This is a genomic window from Methylorubrum zatmanii (genome assembly GCF_014845115.1).
GTDB lineage: Bacteria > Pseudomonadota > Alphaproteobacteria > Rhizobiales > Beijerinckiaceae > Methylobacterium > Methylobacterium zatmanii.
This window is the reverse complement of the sequence record NZ_NKUI01000002.1, coordinates 1-17,258: the sequence shown is the minus strand read 5'-3', so window position 1 is coordinate 17,258 and position 17,258 is coordinate 1. Positions and strand designations below refer to the sequence as shown.

Sequence of the window (17,258 nt, the reverse complement as noted above, 5' to 3'; positions counted from 1 at the left end):
CCGCATGTCCCGGCCGGCTCGCCTTGCCGGGCCGGAGCGCCGCCGATACGACTTGGCCGCACGCCCCACCGCTCAAGCCGGTTGCCAAGAAACGCCCGTTGCGCACGATTTCTCTGGTCCTCGCGATCCTGACGGCCGTGGCTGGCTCCCTGGCCGCTCTCCTCGGGACCATCGCCCCCGCCCACGCGGTCGAAGCCGTGCGCGTCACCCTCGACGCACCGGCCATCGATCTCACGCCGACGATCGAGCGCTACCGCTCCGACGGCGACCTGATCCAGATCTCCACCGCTCCGGGCAAGGACGGCATCGTGCGGCGCATCGCGGTCAAGGCCCGCGAGGCCGGTGCCCGGCCGGACTGGATGGTGTTCGCCCTCACCAACGACACCGACGAGCAGATCGACCGGCTCCTGGTCGCCCCGCATTTCCGCCTCGTCGGCTCCGGCGTGATCTGGCCCGATCTCGGCGGCTCGCGCATCGCCGCGATCACCGCGAGCGAGGGCATCCGGCCCGAGCGCGACGAGAGCCTCGACGCCGACCAGTTCCTGATCACCATCGATCCCGGCACCACGGTGACCTACGTCGCCGAGCTCAAAGGCCCCAACATCCCGCAGGTCTATCTCTGGGATCAGGACGCCTACCGGAAGAAGACCTCGGGGCTGACGCTCTACAAGGGCATCATCATCGGCATCGCCGGCCTGCTGGCCCTGTTCCTCACCATCATCTTCGTGGTGAAGGGCGCCATCATCTTCCCGGCGGCGGCCGCGCTCTCCTGGGCGGTGCTCGCCTATGCCTGCATCGATTTCGGCTTCCTGCAGCGGGTCTTTCCCGTCACCGAACTGGCCGAGCGGATCTACCGCGCCTCGGCCGAGGCCGTGCTCGGCGCGACGCTTCTGGTCTTCCTGTTCGCCTATCTGAACCTGTCGCGCTGGCACGTGCGCTACAGCCACGTCGCCTTCTTCTGGCTCACCTTCCTCGCCGGTCTCGTGGCTTTGGCCGTGTTCGATCCGCCGGTGGCGGCGGGCGTGGCGCGCATCTCCATCGCGGCGGTGGCCGGGGTCGGGCTGCTGCTGATCCTCTACCTCGCGGTCCATAACAGCTACGACCGGGCGATCCTGCTGGTGCCGACTTGGCTGCTGCTGCTGGTCTGGGTGGTGGCGGCGGGCTTCGCCATCACCGGCCAGATCGGCTCCGACCTCGTGCAGCCGGCCCTGATCGGCGGGCTCGTGCTCATCGTCATGCTGATCGGCTTCACGGTGATGCAGCACGCCTTTGCCGGCGGCGGACTGAGCCACAGCCTCGTCTCCGACACCGAGCGCCGGGCACTGGCGCTGACGGGGGCGGGCGACATCGTGTTCGACTGGGACGTGCCGGGGGACCGGGTCTTCGCCGGCCCCGAGATCGAGGCGCAGCTCGGGCTCAAGCGCGGCACCCTCGAAGGCCCGGCGGCCAACTGGCTCGGCCTGCTCCATCCCTTCGACGTGGAGCGCTACTCGGCGGCCCTCGATACCGTGATCGAGGAGCGGCGCGGGCGCATCGTCCACGATTTCCGGCTGCGCTCGGCGGACGGACCCTATGCCTGGTACCGGCTGAAGGCGCGGCCGGTGATCGGCAGCGACGGTGAGGTGATCCGCATCGTCGGCACCATCAGCGACGTGACCGAGGCGAAGACCGCCGAGGAGCGTCTGCTGCACGACGCGGTCCATGACAGCCTCACCGGCCTGCCCAACCGCGAGCTGTTCCACGACCGGCTGGAGGCGGCCCTGGCCCTCGCCAGCCAGGATCCGCGCCTCAAGCCGGCGGTGATCGCCCTCGACATCGACCGCTTCAAGACCATCAACGACGCCATCGGCCTCTCCGCCGGCGATTCCATCCTGCTCACGCTCTCGCGCCGGCTCGGGCGGCTGCTGCGTCCGCAGGACACCCTGGCGCGGGTTGCGGGCGACGCCTTCGCGGTGATCCTGCTCTCCGAGCGCGAGCCCGACCGCATCCTCGCCTTCGCCGAGATGATCCGGCGGGCCATCGCCACCCCGGTCACCTATGCCGACCGCGAGGTGTTCCTCACCGTCTCCATCGGCATCGCGCTGCACGAGGCGAATGCGGGCGGCCAGGGCGCCGGTCAGCAGCCGCGGCGGGACGAGGTGTTCAAGAACGCCGAGATGGCGATGATCCAGGCCAAGCGCGGCGGCGGTGACCGCATCGAGGTGTTCCGCGCCAACATGCGCCTGGAACGCTCCGACCGGCTGATGCTGGAGGCCGACCTGCGCAAGGCGCTGGAGCGCAACGAGATCAAGGTGCTGTTCCAGCCGATCGTGCGCCTGGAGGATCGCACGGTGGCGGGCTTCGAGACGCTGCTGCGCTGGGACCATCCGAAGCTCGGGCGCATTCCGCCCTCGACCTTCATGCCGGTGGCGGAGGAAACCGGCGTGATCGTCCAGCTCGGCAACTTCGCCATCGAGCGGACGGCGCTGGAACTCGCGGCCTGGCAGCGCTCCCTCGATGTCGAGCCGCCGATCTTCGCCTCGGTCAACGTCTCCTCACGCCAGCTCCTGCGCCATGACCTCTTGCACGATGTGAAGACCGTCATCGCCCGTACCGGCGTCCTGCCCGGCTCGCTCAAGCTGGAGATGGCCGAGGGGCTGGTGATGGAGAACCCGGAATATGCCGCCCAGATGCTGGCACGGATCCACGATCTCGGCGCCGGCCTGATCCTCGACGATTTCGGTACCGGTTATTCGGCGCTTTCCTACCTTCAGCGCTTCCCCTTCGACACGATCAAGATCGACCAGACCTTCGTGCGCCAGATGGGCCAGGGACGCAGCACCATGCTGCGCTCGGTGCTGCGGATGGGACAGGAACTCGGCCTCGCCACCATCGCCGAGGGCGCCGAATCGGAGGAGGACGCGCAGGGTCTGCAGGAATTCGGCTGCGACTACGCGCAAGGCGCCGCCTTCGGCGAGCCGATGACCATGCTCCAGGCCCGCCAGCTCGTCGGTGCCGCTCCGGAAGCGGCCTGATCGGCCCCGGGACGGCCGGAGTCGCACATGGGTTTAAACGTCCCTTAACCATGTTGCGGGAAGCTTCATCCAAGTATCCGGAATGCCTGCTCGGCATTCCCGCCGGTTCGAGGATGGACGATGATCGAGGCGAGCAGACGCAGGAGCCCGGCGCCCACCGGCAGCGCGATGCGGCGCCTGATGACACGGCCGATCCAGGCCCATCTCGCCGGCACCGCGCAGCCGGGCTCCGTCGTGGCGCCGCTCCCCGCCTCCGCTCCTGAGCCCGAGGACGACAACGCCGCATCCGACCTCGCGCGGCTGCGCCTCGAAGTGGCGATGATGAAGGCCGCCCTCGCCGCCGAGCGCCGGGAGAGCGAGGCCTTGAGGGCCAGCCTCGGCCTCGCCGAGCCTGCCGCCCTGGGCGAAGAGGCGCGCGCCGTGCGCGAGCGTTGGGCGATCCTGGTCGAACGCCTGATCCACGCTTCGCCCTGAGACCGGCCCCGCTCGACGCGAACAGGCCTCCTCGGCGAGCCCCTGCCGCCTCCGAGCCAAACCCTCTCCCCCGTCCCGAAACCTTCTCATCCGATCGGAGTGGGTCGCCGCCATGCGTGCTCCCTCGAGCGCCCGCTGCTCGCTTGTCGTGAACGGCCAGCCCCTGCGGGTTTCCCCCGGCGACACCTCCCTGGAAACCGCCCTGGCGGATGGGGTGATCGCCCCGCCCGGCGGCCTGCTCGGGCAGGGCGCCGGACCCGCCTCGCGCCGCCTGCCGGCCCGCGCCCGGCGGGCGGAGGCGGTGACACTCTCCGCCCCCGATCCTGCGGCAACGATCCGGCCGGCCAAGGCTGCGGCCCGCACGGTGACGCGCCGCACGGGCAGCATCGATGCGATCACGGCCCTGGCGCCGCGGGTCGTGCAGATGGTCGCCACCCTGGAGCGCCGGCTCCCCTTCGAGCCGGGCGATCAGGTCATCGTCACCCTGGAGGGCGGCCAGCCGGTCACCCTCGCTCCCACCCTCGGCGTCGAGGGCGGGGCGGAATTGAACGAACTCGTCTTCCACCTGCGCGGAGAATGCGCCGAGGATCTCACCGCCCTGTTCGGCTGCCCGGTCGAGCCCGGCCGGGCCGTGAAGGTGAAGGGTCCCGTCGGGAACGGCACCTATCGACCCGGCGGCGGCCGCCTGGTGCTGGTGGCGGCGGAGACGGGATTCGCCGGGATCTGGGCCATCGCCCGGGCGGCGCGCTACATCGAGCCGGCCCGCGAGATCTGCCTCATCGTCGGCGCCCGCGATCCCCTCGACCTCTACATGCGCCCGGCTCTGGAATGGCTGCGCGCCACCGGCGTCACCCGCATCACCCTGGCCGCCGACCGGCATCGCCAGCGGGGGCCCGACGTGCGCCCCGGCCCGCTCACCGCGCATATCCCGAGCCTGAGGACCACCGACGTGGTGCATGCCTCCGGCTGCCCCTCGACCCTCGGCGCCGTGGAGGTGCTGGCGGCAGCGGCGGGCGCGCGCTTCTACCCGATCCCGCTCGCGCCGGGGGCGTGAGCCCCCCTCGGTCCTCACATCGCGCGCGGCTCAATCCGTCCGCCTGACACCGCTTCCGGTTGATCGCCCCGGATCTCACCGCATTCCGTCTTCGCAAGAAAGCGAAGCGATCCAGTGGCGATCCCTGAATGGCGTCGGCAGGAGCCTCGCAATCGCGCGAGGAGGGCCGAAGCCATCAACCGTCGGGCGGGGACGAGATCTCTCGCGGCGGCTTTCTTCGAATCGGCATGAAAAAGGGCAGGAAGGAGCCCCCTTCCTGCCCTGCTTCGTGTCCAGCCGGCCCGGCGCTCAGCCCAGCCTGACCCGCCAGATCTCCTCGGCATATTCGCGCATGGAGCGATCGGAGGAGAACCACGCCATCCGGGCGGTGTTGAGGATCGCCGAGCGCCACCATTGCGCCGGCCGCTTCCAGGCGGCGTCGATCTCGCGCTGGACCCGCCAGTAATCGTCGAAATCGACGGTGGTCAGGTAGCGGTCGCCGTGGCGCAGCTCGTCGACGAGCGAGGAGAAGCGGCCCGGCTCCTCCGGCGAGAAGGTGCCGTTGCCGATGGCGTCCAGAGCCGCCGCCAGCCGCGGTGAGGCGGCGATGGCCTTGCCCGCGTAATCCGGCTCGCGGGAGCGGGCCAGCACCTCCTCGGCGTCGAGGCCGAAGATGAAGATGTTGTCCGCGCCGACATGGTCCTTGATCTCGATGTTGGCGCCATCGAGCGTGCCGACGGTGAGCGCGCCGTTGAGGGCGAGCTTCATGTTGCCGGTGCCCGAGGCCTCCATGCCGGCGGTGGAGATCTGCTCGGACAGGTCGGCGGCCGGGATGATCACCTCGGCGAGGCTCACCGAGTAGTTCGGCAGGAACACCACCTTCAGCTTGCCGCCGATCTCAGGATCCTCGTTGACGACACGGGCGATGTCGCCCGCGAGCTTGATGATGAGCTTGGCCTGGACGTAGCTCGGCGCCGCCTTGCCGGCGAAGATCTTCACCCGCGGCGTCCAATCCTTGTTCGGCGCCTGCTTGATCGCTTGGTAGAGCGCCACCGTCTCCACGAGGTTGAGGAGCTGGCGCTTGTACTCGTGGATGCGCTTGATCTGCACGTCGAACAGCGCCGCCGGATCGACCACGATGCCGGTCCGCTCGGCGATGACCTGGGCAAGCCGCTTCTTGCGGGTCTTGCGCATGGCCGCGTAGCGGGTGCGGAACTCCGCATCGTCGGCGAACGGCTCCAGCTTCCGCAGACCCTCCGGATCGTCGAGCACGCCCTCGCCCGCGACCTCGACGGCGAGCGCCGTCAGTTCGGGGTTGGCGTTGTGGAGCCAGCGGCGGAAGGTGATGCCGTTGGTCTTGTTGACGATCTTCTCGGGCTCGATCGCGTGCAGATCCTTGAACACGGTCGATTTCAGAAGCTCGCTGTGGAGCGCCGAGACGCCGTTGACCCGGCGCGAGCCGTGGAAGGCGAGCGGTCCCATGCGGACGCGGCGCCCATGCGCCTCATCGATGAGCGAGACGGCGGAGACGTCGAACGTCCCGCCCTTCGTGTTCTTGCTCTGCTCCTCGAGGTGCAGCCAGTTGATCAGGTAGATGATCTGCATGTGGCGCGGCAGCAGCCGCTCCATCAGCTCCACCGGCCAGGTTTCCAGCGCCTCGGGCAGCAGGGTGTGGTTGGTGTAGTGCAGGGTGTTGGAGGTGATCTGCCACGCATCCTCCCAGGAGAATTCGTGGTCCTCCATCAGGATGCGCATCAGCTCCGGCACGGCGATGGCGGGATGCGTGTCGTTGAGCTGGATCGCGGCGTGGTCCGGCAGGCTGCGCAGGCTGCCGCGCTCGGCCACGTGCCGGCGCACGAGGTCCTGGAGCGAGGCGGAGGTGAAGAAGAATTCCTGGCGCAGGCGCAGCTCCTGGCCCTCGGCCGACGAATCGCTCGGGTAGAGCACCCGCGAGATCGCCTCCGCCCGGGCCCGGCCGGCCACGGCGCCGACATGGTCGCCGGCATTGAAGCGGGCGAGTTCGACCGGCGCATCCGACTCCGCCTTCCACAGGCGCAGGACGTTGACGTGCTTCCCCCGCCAGCCGACGACCGGGATGTCGTAGGCGACCGCATTGACCGTCTCGGCCGGGTGCCAGTGGCGGCGGATCTGATGGTCGCCCTGGCTCGTCATGGTGACGTGGCCGCCGAAGCCGATCTTGTAGGTGGTTTCGGGCCGCGGAAACTCCCAGGGATTGCCTTCCGCCAGCCAGGTTTCCGGAGCCTCGCGCTGCCAGCCGTCTTCCAGGAATTGCCGGAAGATGCCGTGGTCGTAGCGGATGCCGTAGCCGACCGCCGGGATCGACAGGCTCGCCATGCTCTCCATGAAGCAGGCGGCAAGCCGCCCGAGACCGCCATTGCCCAGGGCGGCGTCGGGCTCGGCCCCCTCGACCTCGGCCAGATCGACGCCGAGTTCGCGCAGGGCCGCCCTGGTGGTCTCGACGAGGCCGAGATTGTTCATCGCGTCCGACAAGAGCCGGCCGATCAGGAATTCGAGCGAGAGGTAATAGACCCGCTTGTCGGGCACGGATCCGGTCTGCTGCTGCTCGCAGGCATCGACGATCCGGTCGCGCAGGGCCAGAGCGGTCGCGGCGAACCAGTCGCGGTCGCGGGCGGTCGCGGCGGTCTTGCCCAGCACGTAGACGAGCTTGGTGCGGATGTCCTCGCGCAGCTGCGCGACCGCATCGCCGTCCGGCCGCTGACGCGGCTTAACAAAAGTGGCGGCGGATCGCGCCGTCTTGGTCGATGAAGCGGTGGTCTCCGCTTCCCCGTTCCTGCTCAGAACGGACAGAGCTGCGTTCAGCACCTGAGGGTCCCCCTTCGTTGCAGCCGATGCGTTGTCGGTTCACTACGGTGCCTAACCGCTTCTTGCGGCGGTACGATGATCCGCAACGGAATCCGTAGTTCTGCGACCGGCATGGTGTTGCCGCCCGCTGATCTTGTCGAGACACATGCCCGCAATCGTTTGGTTCGCAAGTCATGTGCCTGCAGCCCTGTGTCCCCATCGACACAAGGCTTGCGCATCCGCCGACAGCGGAGTCGGTATTTGAGGCGCCCCGCTTGAAGGCTTGCTGAACGGCCCTACGCCACCCCTGCAGCGGCGCGCAGGATGCCGCGGCAACCGCGCGGGAGGTTCGATGTCCGGGACAAGCGGCTCCGAAACACTCTGGTGGCAGAGCGGAACAGTTTACCAAGTCTACCCGCGCTCGTTCCAGGACACGGATGGCGACGGCGTTGGCGATCTTCGGGGAATCACGGAGCGGCTGGATTACCTCGCGTGGCTCGGGGTCGACGCGGTGTGGATCTCACCCTTCTATCGCTCGCCGATGGCCGATTTCGGCTACGACGTGGCCGATTACTGCGCCGTCGACCCGCTGTTCGGCACCCTGGAGGATTTTGACACGCTGATCGCCGAGGCGCATCGGCGCAAGCTCCGGGTGATCCTCGATTTCGTACCGAACCACAGCTCGATTGCGCATCCGTGGTTCGCCGAAAGCCGGGCGAGCCGCGCGAATCCGAAGCGCGACTGGTACCTCTGGCGCGATCCCGCTCCCGATGGCGGCCCGCCCAACAACTGGCTCTCGAATTTCGGCGGCCCCGCCTGGACGCAGGATCCGGCCACCGGGCAATATTATTACCATGCCTTCCTGCCCGAGCAGCCGGACCTCAACTGGCGCAATCCGGAGGTGCGGGCGGCGATGCACGACGCCCTGCGCTTCTGGCTCGAACGCGGCGTGGACGGCTTTCGCGTCGACGTGATCTGGCACCTCGTCAAGGACGAGGCCCTGCGGGACAACCCTGAGAACCCGGACTTCCTGCCGCATCAGCCGGGGATCAACCGCTTCCAGCAGATCTATTCCTGCGACCGGCCCGAGGTGCTCGACGTCATCGCCGGGATGCGCGCGGTGCTGCGCGCCTATGGCGAGCGCGTCCTGATCGGCGAGATCTATCTGCCGATCGAGCGGCTGGTGACCTATTACGGCCCCGATCTGACGGGGGCCGACCTGCCCTTCAACTTCCAGCTGATCCAGACGCCGTGGCGCGCCGATGCGGTGGCGGCCCTGGTCGAGGAATACGAGGCGGCCCTGCCCGAGGGCGGCTGGCCGAACTGGGTGCTCGGCAACCACGACCAGCCCCGCATCGCCGCCCGCGTCGGCGAGGCGCAGGCGCGCGTCGCCGCGATGCTGCTGCTGACGCTGCGGGGCACACCGACCCTGTATTACGGCGACGAGATCGGCCTCGGCCACGTCCCGGTTCCGCCGGAACGCGCGCAGGATCCGTGGGAACGCAACGAGCCCGGCCACGGCCGGGATCCGGCCCGTACGCCGATGCAGTGGGATGCCGGCCCGCATGCGGGTTTCACCGTCGGCACGCCCTGGCTGCCGCAGAGCGCGGATGCCGACCGGCGCAACGTCGATGAGATGCGCGATGATTCGCGTTCGATCCTGACGCTCTACCGTCGCCTGCTGTCCCTGCGCCGGGACTGGCGAGCCCTGTCGGTTGGCGGCTATCGCGGCCTCCCGCTGCCGCCCTCCCTTGCCGAGGCGGTCTTCGCCTATGAACGGTTCAGCGACGGCGAAACCCTGCGTATCCTGCTCAATTTCGGGAACACCGACTGTCGGGTGCCGTTGGACGGTCAGGAAACCTGGACGGTCCTGCTGTCGACCCGCCCCGGACGCTCGGGCGAGCCTGTGCAGGGCGAAATCATCCTCGCCCCCGACGAGGGCACGATTCTGGCTCCAGCACTACGATAGAGCGCATTCTCCAGACGCATACACGCTATACCGCCAACGCCTGGCGCGACGACAAGAATGTCGTCTGAACGTGGCCTGAATTGTGCGATGCAACGGAACGGATTGCCTTCCGGAGCATTGGCATGCTGGCCGCAACAGCGACGGTTCCCGCTTTTTCGAAGCGGCATGAGCGGGAAGAGGGCGAGTACATGGCTTACGTGGATCTCGGTGCGCGTGCAGTCGCCGAGGTGCCGCCGCCTCCGTCCTATGCCGAAGCCGATTCGAAGCTCGGCAACGCGCTTCTCCCCCGCATCCTCTACGCCACACCGGAAATGGCGGATTTCGTGAAGACCGGCGGCCTCGGCGAGGTCGCGGGCGCCCTGCCCCGGGCCCTGCGCCGCCATTACGACGTGCGCGTGCTGATCCCCGGCTATGCGCGGGTCCTGGCCGGCCTCGAAAACCTGACGATCCTGTCCCGGCTCGGCGCCTTCGCCGGCGTCCCGGCCTGCGAGCTCGGATACGGCACCACACCGGACGGGCTCGGCGTCTATGTGCTGGTCGCCCCCGACCTCTACGAGCGCGACGGCACGCCCTACGGCGACGCGCGGGGTGATTTCGGCGACAACGACATCCGCTTCGCCCGCCTCAGCCGGGCGGCCGCCGAGCTCGCCGCAGGCCTCGATCCATGCTGGTCGGCCGACCTCCTGCACCTCAACGATTGGCAGACCGCGCTGGCCCCGGCCTACATGTCCTGGCTCGGCATCCGCCGCCCGAGCGTGCTGACCATCCACAACCTCGCCTATCAGGGGCTGTTCCACCGGGACAATCTCGGCCGCATCGGCGTGCCGGACTACGCCTTCCAGATGGACGGCGTGGAGTTCTACGGCCAGCTCTCCTTCCTGAAGGCCGGGATCTATCACGCCTCCCACGTCACCACGGTCAGCGAGACCTACGCCCGCGAGATTACCACGCCGGAGGGCGGCTGCGGCCTCGACGGCCTTCTGCGCACCCGTGCCGCGCAGGGACGGCTCACCGGCATCCTCAACGGCATCGACGAGAGCTGGGATCCGCGTACCGACCCGCACCTCGCCACGCGCTTCGAGCCCGACGACTGGAAGGGCAAGAAGGCCAATGCCGACGAGGTGCGCAAGCAGTTCGGCATGGCGGTCTCCCGCGGCCCGCTCTTCGCCATCGTCTCGCGCCTCGTCCACCAGAAGGGGATCGACCTCAGCATCGGCGCCGCCGAGGCGATCGTCGCCGAGGGCGGCCAGCTCGTGGTGATCGGCCAGGGCGAGGGCCGTTTCGAGGAGGCGCTGCGGGACCTCGCCGGCCGCCATCCCGACCATGTCGGCGTCCATGTCGGCTTCCGCGAGACGGAGGCGCGCCGCATCTTCGCCGGCAGCGACTTCCTGCTCATGCCCTCCCGCTTCGAGCCCTGCGGCCTGGCACAGATGTATGCGCAGCGCTTCGGCTCGCTGCCGATCGTGCGCCGCACCGGCGGCCTCAACGACACGGTGGAGGACGGAATCACCGGCTTCACCTTCAGCGACGCGTCGCCCCGCGGCCTCGCCTCCGCGATCCGGCGCGCCTTCGAGACCTTCGGCCAGAAGAAGCGCCTCAACACCATGCGGCGCACCGCCATGTCCCGCTCCTTCGGCTGGGACGGCGCGGCTCTGAACTACTGCAACCTCTACGCCCGCGCCTTCGGCAACCACACCGCCCGGCGCTGGAAGGCGGCCTGACGCGATCATCGCCCGGCGGGAACAGACACTTCTTCCGGGCGGTTGGCCTTCAGCGACTTTTCTGCCGAGAGGCCGGCACGGAAACGGCCTTTCCGCGTTGTGCGTCCATGGACGCGACCGTGGCGCATCACCGCGCCAATCCCTTGATCCTCAAGCTTCGCTACGGCGCGGACCTCGACGCCGGAGACCGGGCTCTGCTCGCCGACCTGTTCCGGGCCGACCGGGTGCTGGAGCCGCAGCAGGACATCGTCCGGGCCGGCGACCGGGCGACCGGCGTCCACCTCGTCATCGAAGGCTTCGCCTTCCGCTACAAGATCGTCGGAGACGGCCAGCGCCAGATCCTGGGCCTGCTCCTGCCGGGTGATTTCTGCGACCTGCAATCGGTCGTGCTCGGCCCGTCCGACCATTACATCGCCGCCCTCACCGCCTGCACCGTCGCCGATGTCGCCCAGGATCGGATCGATGCCCTGGTGTTCCGGGATTCGCGTCTCGCCCGGGCCCTGTGGTGGGCGACCCTCGTGGATGAGAGCATCCTGCGGGAATGGCTCGCCAGCATGGGCCAACGCTCCGCCGACAAGCGGATCGCCCATCTCTTCTGCGAGCTGCTGCTGCGCCAGCAACTCGTCGGGGCGGCGGGCAAACGGGATTGCCCGTTGCCGCTGACCCAGCCGATGCTGGCCGACATCCTCGGCATCACGACGATCCATGTCAGCCGCGTGCTGCGCGACCTGCGCATGGCGGGATTGATCCAGTTGAAGGATCGCCGCCTGCACGTGCCGGATGTCCGACGCCTCAGGAACTTCTGCGACTTCGACACGAGCTATCTGCACCTCGTCCGCGAACCGGACGATCAGGACGCCGCTTCGCCCCCCATCCGCGCCCGGCCCTGACGGACATGCAGGACTGCCCCTCGGCAGGGTGCCTGTACGACAGGCAAGATCCTGCCGATTCTATGGGCCGTGCCCCGGCCTTCGCCCGGGCCGCCCATGACGCTCGGTAGCCATGACCTCCCCCGATCCGGTTCCGCAGATTGCCCTCAATGACGGGCGATCCATCCCTCAGCTCGGCTTCGGTGTCTGGCGGCTGCCGGAGGGCGAGACCCCTTCCATCGTTGGCACGGCTCTCGGCAGCGGCTACCGCTCGATCGACACCGCCGCGGCCTACGACAATGAGGCCGGTGTCGGACGCGGCCTGCGCGAGACGGTGGTGCCCCGGAGCGACGTGTTTGTGACCACCAAGCTCTGGAACGACAGCCAGGGCTACGACGCGACGCTGCGGGCCTTCGACGCGAGCCTGAAGCGGCTCGGCCTGGATGCGATCGATCTCTACCTGATCCACTGGCCCTGCCCCGACCGGAACCTTTACCTCGAATCCTGGCGCGCGCTGATCCGCCTGCGGGAGGAGGGCCGCGCGGCCTCGATCGGCGTCTCGAACTTCACCGAAGGACAACTCGACCGGCTGGTGGCGGAGACGGGCGTCACCCCCGCTCTCAATCAGATCGAGCTGCATCCCCATTTCCAGCAGCGGCGCCTGAGAGCCGCCCATGAGCGGCTCGGCATCGTCACCGAGGCCTGGAGCCCGCTGGGCCAATCCCATTCCCTGGGAGCGCCGGCCATCGCCCGTATCGCCGACCGTCTCGGGCGCACGGCGGCCCAGGTCGTGTTGCGCTGGCATATCGAGAACGGCTTCGTCGCGATTCCGAAATCCGCCACGCCCGCCCGGATCCACGAGAATATCGACGTGTTCGGTTTCAGCCTGACGGCGGAGGATCATGCCGCCATCGCCAATCTCGACCGGGCCGATGGGCGGATCGGCCCCGACCCGGAAACGTTCCAGTAGGACGAAGGCGTCTCATACGGCATCCGGTTGATGGTTCCGGGATGGCGGATCGGGGCTTCGCTCAAACGCCGCGCGGGCTTGCCGATACGGAGCCGCTCCGATCAAGCGGATCCCGTCTCAGCCCGCCAGCGGCAGCGGCTTCGTCGCGGCGAGTTGAGTGCCGCCCTTGCGCTCCAGCAAGCCCGGCGGCGGCACCGGGGCCTCGATGGTGCAGACCACCCCGTCCGGCTCGTAGAGCAGCTCGACTTGGCCCGCGAGTTCGCGGGCGAGGCTGCGCTCGATCAGGCGCGAGCCGAAGCCGCGGCGGGTCGGCGGCGTGACCGGCGGGCCGCCGCTCTCGCTCCAGCGCAGGGAGAGGTGCAGCTCCGGCCGGCGCTGCACGGTCCAGGAGATGGTGACCCGACCGCCCTCCTTCGAGAGCGCGCCGTATTTGACGGCGTTGGTGCCGAGTTCGTGCAGCGCCATGGCGATGGAGAGGGCGAGCCGCGGGGCGAGCCGCAGGCGTGGGCCCGAGACCGAGAAGCGCGATTCCTGCCCCTCCCCCGCCTCCAGCGGACGGATCGCGTCCGCCACCACCGTCTTCAGCTCCGCCCCCTCCCAACTCTCGCGGGTGAGCACGTCGTGGGCGCGGGCGAGCGCCAGGAGCCGCGCCTCGAAGGCGCTCTTGGCGATCCGGGCCTCCTCCCCGTCGAGCCCGCGCAGGGATTGCATGGCGATCGACTGAACCGTGGCCAGCGTGTTCTTCACCCGGTGGTTCAACTCGTTGATGAGGAGATGGAGATGCTCCTCGGCGCGCTTGGCATCGGTCACGTCGACGCTGCAGCCGGTGAAGCCGAGAAAGGTGGCGTGGTCGTCGAGCCGCGGCACCCCCTCGCAGCGCAGCCAGCGGATCTCCCCGTTGCGGTCGACCACCCGCATCTCCGCGCGGAACGGGCGCCGGCTCCGGAACGCCTCCTGAAACACCTCCTGGAAGGCCGGCAGGTCGGGCGGATGCACGATGGATTCCCAGCCGCCGCCGGCCATCTCCGCAGCGGGGCGCCCGAACAGATGGTCGAAATGCATGTTGGCGAAGACCACCTGCGCGGTCTCGTCGGTCATCCAGATCAGGGCCGGCGCCGAGTCCGCCATGTGGCGGAAGCGCGCCTCGCTCTCGCGCAGGGCGGCAAGGCCACGCTGCGTCTCGGCGAGCGCTCGGTCGCGCTCGCCGCTGCGGGTCCGCAGCCGGAGGGAGGCCTCGGACAGTACGTCGGCGAGGCGGCGGATCTCATGGATCGGCGAGGCGACCCGCGGAATCGCCTGCCCCCGCGCCAAGGCCGGCCCCGAGGCCGCGAGCTGGCGCAAGGGTTTCGAGACCCGCGACCACAGATGCACGGCGAGCACAGAGGAGGTCGCGAGCACGAGCAGCCCGAAGCCGCCGAAGGCCCAGATCCAGCGCCGGAGCCGCGCCTCGACCAGCTCGCGCGGGATGCTCGCCGCTGCGGTCCAGCCATTGAGCCGCGAGCGCGCCTCGACCAGGGTGACGGGCTTGAAGTCGCGGTCGCGGCCTTCCCAGACGCCGGGGGTTCCGGTCGCCTTCTGGCGCAGGGTCGCGAGGCGGGGCTGGCCGACCACCGCCGCCAGATCGGGCATGCGCGCGAGCACCACGCCGTCCCGGTCGGACACGCCGGAGACCCAGCCCTTGACGTGTTCGCGGGCGAGGATGCCCGCGATGCGACTCAGGGGCACCGAAAAGCTGAGGATGTAGGTCACCCCGTCGTCGATCCGCACCGGTACCGCCACGGCGTAATGCGCCTGATCCGGCGTCGCGCCCGCGAGGTAGCCGGTGACCATGGACCGCTGGCCACCGGATACGAGCTCGCGGTCGATCGGCAGGGCACTCACCGGCAGGGGAGCGCCCGGCTTCAGGGCGGTGTTGACGATTTCCTGCCCGTCGAGACGGCGCAGCACGAGGTCGAGGCCGACAGCCTCGCGCACCAGACGCGCCTGATTCTCGAAATTGGCGAATTCGCCGTCCTTGAGCCGTGGCGAGGTCGCCAGCGTCTGCAGCACCGAGACGAGCCCGGCGGTGTCGCGGTCGATCGACAGGGCGATGCCGCGCACGTTCTCCCGCGCATCCTGCTCGAAGCGGGCGCGTTCGGTCGCGGCATAGCGGGTCAGCAGGATCGCGGTGAAGATCAGGCCGGGCCCGATCAGCGCGATCACGAGCATGATGAGGTAGAATTGCGTGGAGAAGCCACGCTGGCCGAGGCGGGAGAGCATGCGTCGGATCAAGGCGTCCCGCGGCTCGTGCACTGGAGGATCGGGGCGTGGCCCGGTGCCATCATGCCCCAGCCGATGCATCGGTGCCAGCCATGACGGCGCCACGGGCCCGTGAGGCGGCTCATGGTTCGCGCGCCGCCCGGTCGACATGCCCGAGATCCCGCCCCGGATCGAGCCGGTCGCGGACGCGCTGCTTCAGCGTCTTCACATCGGGAAAGCCGCCATCCCGCACGCGCTCCCAGATCGTCTCGCCCTCGAACGCGATCTCGAACACACCGCCGCTGCCGGGTCGCAGGGCGACTTCGCCCAGATCCTCGCGGAAGGTGGACAGCAGCTCCTGCGCCATCCAGGCTGACCGCAGCAGCCACTGGCATTGCGTGCAGTAGGTGATCGCGATGCGGGGTCGTGCCGTGGAGCAGGCAGGGTCTTCCGGGGAGATGTCGTTCAGGGTGGACATGCTGTGTCTCTCCGCCTGCGCTACCGACAACCAACGATGCAGGCAATGCCTCCGGGCAAGGTCTTCGACAACCTTTTCGAGCCGCACCTCGATAAATTCAATGCACCAGCAGGAATAGCCATGGCTGACTTGGTGCCGCGAAGGAATTGCTGCACCGTTATCTGAGGGGACACGACGCTTGCTTCAGTCCGGGCCCCGCTACGCTCGGGCCGACGCACTCCGGTCAGACAGTTTGTCGGAGCCGCCCTTCCCACCCGTGGGCAGGCTCCCTATCTCCTGCGACAAATCCTCCACCGCCAAGCTCGCCTCGGAGATCGCGCCCCATGTCCCTCTCCTTCAGCCCCGCGGTGCCGGCCCGGACCTCAGTGCTCGGGCGGCTCGTCTCGGCCCTGGCCGCCCTATGGCTGGCGACCTGCCTCTCGGGTTGCGGAGCGCTCAACCGGGTGCCGAGCCTGGAGGAGCAGGCCAAATCCGCCTGGAGCGAAGTGCAGAACCAGTATCAGCGCCGCGCGGACCTGATCCCCAACCTCGTCGAGACCGTGAAGGGCTATGCCAAGCAGGAGCAGGACACCCTGACCCGGGTGACGGAGGCCCGGGCCAAGGCCACCAGCATCCAGGTCGATGCCGGAACGGTGAACGATCCCGAGAAATTCAAGCAGTTCCAAGAGGCCCAGAACCAGCTCTCGGGGGCGCTCGGGCGGCTGCTCGCCTCCGTCGAGGCCTATCCGGACCTGAAGTCCAACCAGAACTTCCTGGCGCTGCAATCGCAGCTGGAAGGCACCGAGAACCGCATCGCCGTGGCGCGGCGCGACTACATCCAGGCGGTTCAGGCCTATAACACCGAGATCCGCACCATCCCCGGCCGCTGGATCGCCGGTTGGTTCTACCCGGAGGCCAAGCCGATGGAGACCTTCACCGCGACGGCAGGCTCCGAGCGCGCACCGAACGTGAAGTTTTAGGGTGACCCGAGCCGAAGCACCGCCCCGGTGATCGCGCCTCTTCAGAAGAACCGTTTCCTCCGCGCCCTTGGGCCACTCACGGCCGCGCTGCTGATCCTCGCGGCCCTGACCGGACTCGCCCGCGCTGCGGAACCCGACTTCCCGAAGCTCACGGGGCGGGTCGTGGATGCGGCCGGCCTGCTCTCACCGGAGGCGCGGGCGCGGATCGACGGCAAGATCAAGGCGCACGAGGAGAAGACCGGGGACCAGCTCGTGGTCGCCACCGTGCCGAGCCTTCATGACCTCACGGTGGAGGATTACGCCAACCGTCTCGCCCGGAACTGGGGCATCGGCCAGAAGAAGACCAATAACGGCGTCCTGCTGCTGGTTGCGCCCAAGGAGCGCAAGGTCCGCATCGAGGTCGGCTACGGCCTCGAAGGCGCTCTGACCGACGCCCTGTCCAAGACCATCGTCACCACCGCGATCACGCCGCGTTTCCGTCAGGGCGACTTTTCCGGCGGGGTGGAGGCGGGCGTCGACGCGATCCTGCCCATCCTCGCTAGCGATGCCGACGAGTGGCAGCGCCGCGCGCCGGTGCGCGAGGACACGGTCGATCCGGCGACCGTCATCTTCTGGCTCGTCGTCATCGTCGTGCTCATCATCGTCCTGACGCGGATGAGCGGCGGTGGCGGGGGACGACGCGGCCGCTCATCCGCGTCAGGACGATGATG

General features: G+C 68.9%; 12 protein-coding genes. 9 read left to right on the top strand and 3 right to left on the bottom strand.

The window, feature by feature from the left end; all coding sequences use genetic code 11:
* The first annotated feature begins 107 nt into the window (after positions 1–107).
* The 3 genes from MZTS_RS00130 to MZTS_RS00120 all read left to right on the top strand — a co-directional run bounded on the left by MZTS_RS00130 (position 108) and on the right by MZTS_RS00120 (position 4,542).
* Complete coding sequence (locus MZTS_RS00130; RefSeq protein ID WP_378742275.1) at positions 108–3,014, top strand: EAL domain-containing protein; 2,907 nt, start codon at positions 108–110, stop codon at positions 3,012–3,014.
* Positions 3,015–3,134: 120 nt separating this feature from the next.
* Positions 3,135–3,488 (top strand): hypothetical protein, encoded by a 354-nt coding sequence (locus tag MZTS_RS00125; protein ID WP_009866319.1) that lies wholly within the window; start codon positions 3,135–3,137, stop codon positions 3,486–3,488.
* Positions 3,489–3,600: 112 nt separating this feature from the next.
* Positions 3,601–4,542 carry a ferredoxin reductase domain-containing protein gene (locus MZTS_RS00120; protein ID WP_192280154.1) on the top strand — a complete coding sequence of 314 codons (942 nt, stop codon included), beginning with the start codon at positions 3,601–3,603 and terminating at the stop codon, positions 4,540–4,542.
* Positions 4,543–4,830: 288 nt separating this feature from the next.
* Here MZTS_RS00120 and MZTS_RS00115 read toward each other — a convergent pair whose 3' ends face one another.
* Complete coding sequence (locus MZTS_RS00115; RefSeq protein ID WP_192280151.1) at positions 4,831–7,365, bottom strand: glycogen/starch/alpha-glucan family phosphorylase; 2,535 nt, start codon at positions 7,363–7,365, stop codon at positions 4,831–4,833.
* A 331-nt stretch (positions 7,366–7,696) separates the two neighbouring features.
* Here MZTS_RS00115 and MZTS_RS00110 point away from each other — a divergent pair, with 331 nt between their 5' ends.
* From MZTS_RS00110 to MZTS_RS00095, 4 genes are all read left to right on the top strand, one after another.
* Positions 7,697–9,313, top strand: coding sequence for an alpha-amylase family glycosyl hydrolase (locus tag MZTS_RS00110; protein ID WP_192280148.1), 1,617 nt, complete (start codon positions 7,697–7,699; stop codon positions 9,311–9,313).
* A gap of 188 nt (positions 9,314–9,501) precedes the next feature.
* Entirely contained in the window at positions 9,502–11,034 is a 1,533-nt protein-coding gene (gene glgA, locus MZTS_RS00105; protein ID WP_192280286.1) for a glycogen synthase GlgA, read from the top strand.
* A gap of 107 nt (positions 11,035–11,141) precedes the next feature.
* On the top strand, positions 11,142–11,924 hold the full coding sequence (locus tag MZTS_RS00100) for a Crp/Fnr family transcriptional regulator (protein WP_192280145.1): 783 nt from the start codon (positions 11,142–11,144) through the stop codon (positions 11,922–11,924).
* A 112-nt stretch (positions 11,925–12,036) separates the two neighbouring features.
* Entirely contained in the window at positions 12,037–12,873 is an 837-nt protein-coding gene (locus tag MZTS_RS00095; protein WP_192280142.1) for an aldo/keto reductase, read from the top strand.
* 117 nt (positions 12,874–12,990) lie between these two features.
* On the opposite strand, the gene MZTS_RS00090 is transcribed toward MZTS_RS00095, so the two are convergent.
* Positions 12,991–15,132 (bottom strand): sensor histidine kinase, encoded by a 2,142-nt coding sequence (locus tag MZTS_RS00090; protein ID WP_192280139.1) that lies wholly within the window; start codon positions 15,130–15,132, stop codon positions 12,991–12,993.
* A 121-nt stretch (positions 15,133–15,253) separates the two neighbouring features.
* A complete protein-coding gene (locus MZTS_RS00085) occupies positions 15,254–15,589 on the bottom strand; it encodes an Rdx family protein (RefSeq protein WP_192280136.1) in 336 nt (111 codons plus the stop codon).
* A 323-nt stretch (positions 15,590–15,912) separates the two neighbouring features.
* Here MZTS_RS00085 and MZTS_RS00080 point away from each other — a divergent pair, with 323 nt between their 5' ends.
* A complete protein-coding gene (locus tag MZTS_RS00080; protein ID WP_192280133.1) occupies positions 15,913–16,548 on the top strand; it encodes a LemA family protein in 636 nt (211 codons plus the stop codon).
* Positions 16,549–16,578: 30 nt separating this feature from the next.
* A complete protein-coding gene (locus tag MZTS_RS00075) occupies positions 16,579–17,256 on the top strand; it encodes a TPM domain-containing protein (RefSeq protein ID WP_192280283.1) in 678 nt (225 codons plus the stop codon).
* The last annotated feature ends 2 nt before the right edge of the window (positions 17,257–17,258 follow it).

What these genes read in the sequence shown, in the direction of transcription:
- MZTS_RS00100 (WP_192280145.1), top strand. Translation starts at nt 11,142, where the DNA reads ATGGACGCGACCGTGGCGCATCACCGCGCCAATCCCTTGATCCTCAAG.
- MZTS_RS00090 (WP_192280139.1), bottom strand. Translation starts at nt 15,132, where the DNA reads ATGCTCTCCCGCCTCGGCCAGCGTGGCTTCTCCACGCAATTCTACCTC.
- MZTS_RS00110 (WP_192280148.1), top strand. Translation starts at nt 7,697, where the DNA reads ATGTCCGGGACAAGCGGCTCCGAAACACTCTGGTGGCAGAGCGGAACA.
- glgA (WP_192280286.1), top strand. Translation starts at nt 9,502, where the DNA reads ATGGCTTACGTGGATCTCGGTGCGCGTGCAGTCGCCGAGGTGCCGCCG.
- MZTS_RS00120 (WP_192280154.1), top strand. Translation starts at nt 3,601, where the DNA reads ATGCGTGCTCCCTCGAGCGCCCGCTGCTCGCTTGTCGTGAACGGCCAG.
- MZTS_RS00095 (WP_192280142.1), top strand. Translation starts at nt 12,037, where the DNA reads ATGACCTCCCCCGATCCGGTTCCGCAGATTGCCCTCAATGACGGGCGA.
- MZTS_RS00125 (WP_009866319.1), top strand. Translation starts at nt 3,135, where the DNA reads ATGATCGAGGCGAGCAGACGCAGGAGCCCGGCGCCCACCGGCAGCGCG.
- MZTS_RS00085 (WP_192280136.1), bottom strand. Translation starts at nt 15,589, where the DNA reads ATGTCCACCCTGAACGACATCTCCCCGGAAGACCCTGCCTGCTCCACG.
- MZTS_RS00080 (WP_192280133.1), top strand. Translation starts at nt 15,913, where the DNA reads ATGTCCCTCTCCTTCAGCCCCGCGGTGCCGGCCCGGACCTCAGTGCTC.